The sequence below is a fragment of the Mesorhizobium sp. M1C.F.Ca.ET.210.01.1.1 genome (assembly GCF_004791585.1).
GTDB lineage: Bacteria > Pseudomonadota > Alphaproteobacteria > Rhizobiales > Rhizobiaceae > Mesorhizobium.
Map to the genome: position 1 here is coordinate 1 of NZ_SRUU01000079.1, position 2,470 is coordinate 2,470.

Consider the following 2,470-nt stretch of genomic DNA (forward strand, 5'->3'; position numbering starts at 1 on the left):
GGTGGTGATCAGCGTCGCCATGAAGGCGGCCCGATCGGCACCACGATCAGAACCTGCAAACAGCCAAGCTTTCCTGCCGAGAGCAAAACCACGCAGCGCACGTTCGGCGGCGTTGTTGGTGAGGCAGATCCGGCCGTCGCTGAGGAAGGACGTGAAGCCGTCCCAGCGCTTCAGCATGTAGTCGATAGGCTCGGCAACCGGAGAACTGCGCGACAGTCTGGCCCGCTCGGTTCGCAGCCAGGCCCCAAGTTCGGTGGCGAGAAGACGGCTTTCCTGCTGGCGTCGTTCCAGGCGCTCGTCGGCGGCGAGCCCGTTGATTTCGCGCTCGATATCAAACAGCGCGTCGATACGTTTGACCGCTTCGAACGCAATCGGCGAGATCGGCGTGGCGTTCTTGCCGCGCTTGGCGTTGGTGGCGATGTCGGCGAGCACGAAGAACTTGCGGCGTGCATGCGCCCAGCACAGCGCCTGGGTCAGCGGACCGGGGTCATGCTCCACCTTGAAGAGCGGGTTATAGCCGCCATAGGCGTCGGCCTGCAGAATGCCGGTGAAGGATTTGAGATGGCGCTCGGGATGTTCCTGCCGCCGATCGCGCGAGGCATAATAGAGTGCCGCCGGTGGCGACTGCCCGCCGAACGGCCGGTCATCCCTGACATGGGTCCAGATGCGGCCCGTATCGGTCTTGCCGCGGGCCAGGATCGGGACGGTGGTGTCGTCGCCATGAAGCCGCTCGGCGGCGAGCACATGCGCCTCGATCAGCGCATGCAGCGGCTTCAGCGCTGCGGCGCAGGCTCCGACCTGGTCAGCCAGTGTCGAGAGGCTGAGGTCGATGCCCTCGCGGGCATAGCGTTCGCTCTGCCTGTTCAGCGGCTGGTGCTGGGCGAACTTCTCGAACAGGATCATCGCCAGAAGGTTCGGTCCGGCAAAGCCGCGCGGCGTCACATGGAAGGGCGCCGGCGGCTGCGCGATCTTCTCGCATTGGCGGCAAGAGAACTTCTCACGCACGGTCTGGATCACCTTCCACTGGCGCGGGATGACCTCCAGCGTCTCGGTGATATCCTCGCCAAGCCTTGCCAGCTTTGCCGAACCACAGCACGGGCAGTTTGACGGTGCGGCGATGACCACGCGCTCACGCGGCAGATGGTCGGGAAAGGGCTTGCGCGACGGGCGCTTGCGCTCGAACGCCCTGACCGTCGAGGAGCGCGCCGCCATCTCCGCAGCCAGTTCGTCCTGGCTGGCATCGGCCTCGAGCTCCTCAAGCTGCAACTCCATCTGTTCGAGAAGCCGCGCCTTGCGCTCCGAGCGGCTGCCATGGATCTCGCGCTTCAGCTTCTCGATCTCCAGCCTGAGCCGCGCGATCAGCGCATCCGAATGCGAGTTCACGGCCTGGGCACGAGCCGCAACGGCTTCTGCTTCACGGCGGGCCGCACGCTCGGCGATGATCATCGCGTGCGCACTGGCAAGGTCACCGGGAAGCTGATCGGCCGCATCGGTCATGGCGCGAGGGAATCATATTCGCTCCCGCCATGCCAGCGGTTTTGCTCATCCCGCCGAGCTCGGACGCCAGGTTTTTTGCGGCATCCGCCAGTCGATGCCTTCGAGCAGATAGCCGAGCTGCGCCGGCGTGATCACCACCGTGCCGTCGGCCGCCGATGGCCAGGTGAACCGGCCACGTTCGAGCTTCTTCATAAACAGGCAGGCCCCCTGGCCGTCGTGCCAGATCACCTTGATCAAGCCACCCTGCCGCCCGCGGAAACAGAACAAATGGCCGCTGTGCGGATCGCGCTTCAACGTCTCCTGCACCATCAGCGACAGGCCGGGGAAGCCTTTGCGCATATCCGTAAAGCCAGTGGCGAGCCACACCTTCACACCGCTCGGGACCGGGATCATCGCCGCTCCAGCACATCCAGGATCCGGCCCAAGGCCTCCGTGTCGATGTTGCTCTCCACACGAATGCGCCGGCCGCGGCCAAGCTCAATCGTCACCGTGCTCGTCTTCTTGCGAGGTAGCGCCGGCGATTTGGTTTCCGCGGCCTCAGGCCCCGGCAGTGTCGCGACAACCTTCACCGGCATGAACTGCGGCACGGACGGCGCCGAGATCTGGCAGAGCTCTTTGCGCCAACGGAACAACTGACCGGCATGGATGTCCGCCGAGCGGGCGATCTCCGATACGCTGGCGCCCGGCTCCAGACACGCCGCAACAAGCCGCTCCTTCTCTTCGCGAGACCAACGCCGACGCCGCTCGACAGACGTGATCACCTCTACATGCTGCTTTGTCATAGGACTGTTCCTAGTGCTACGTAGCCATCCGGCGAAGACCGCAGTCGTGCGTATCCGGCGGCCATGAGCCCCTGAGCACCGCGGTGCTGGGGTCAAGCTTTCGATGGTGAGACGCGATGATATTCTTCGAGGAGGAGTTTGACCTCCTCGATGCCTTCATCGGTGAAGGCCAGGATCCCGTCGTCATCGTT

General features: G+C 64.5%; 3 protein-coding genes. All 3 read right to left on the reverse strand.

The window, feature by feature from the left end:
* Positions 1-1,446: IS66 family transposase (locus tag EN853_RS32955; protein WP_245517261.1), on the reverse strand; the 1,446-nt coding region annotated here is incomplete at its 3' end.
* Between the two features lie 96 nt (positions 1,447-1,542).
* On the reverse strand, positions 1,543-1,890 hold the full coding sequence (gene tnpB, locus EN853_RS32960) for an IS66 family insertion sequence element accessory protein TnpB (protein WP_127863052.1): 348 nt from the start codon (positions 1,888-1,890) through the stop codon (positions 1,543-1,545).
* Positions 1,887-2,279, reverse strand: coding sequence for a transposase (locus tag EN853_RS32965; protein ID WP_127863051.1), 393 nt, complete (start codon positions 2,277-2,279; stop codon positions 1,887-1,889). The genes tnpB and EN853_RS32965 overlap by 4 nt, the downstream gene beginning before the upstream one ends.
* Between the last annotated feature and the right edge of the window lie 191 nt (positions 2,280-2,470).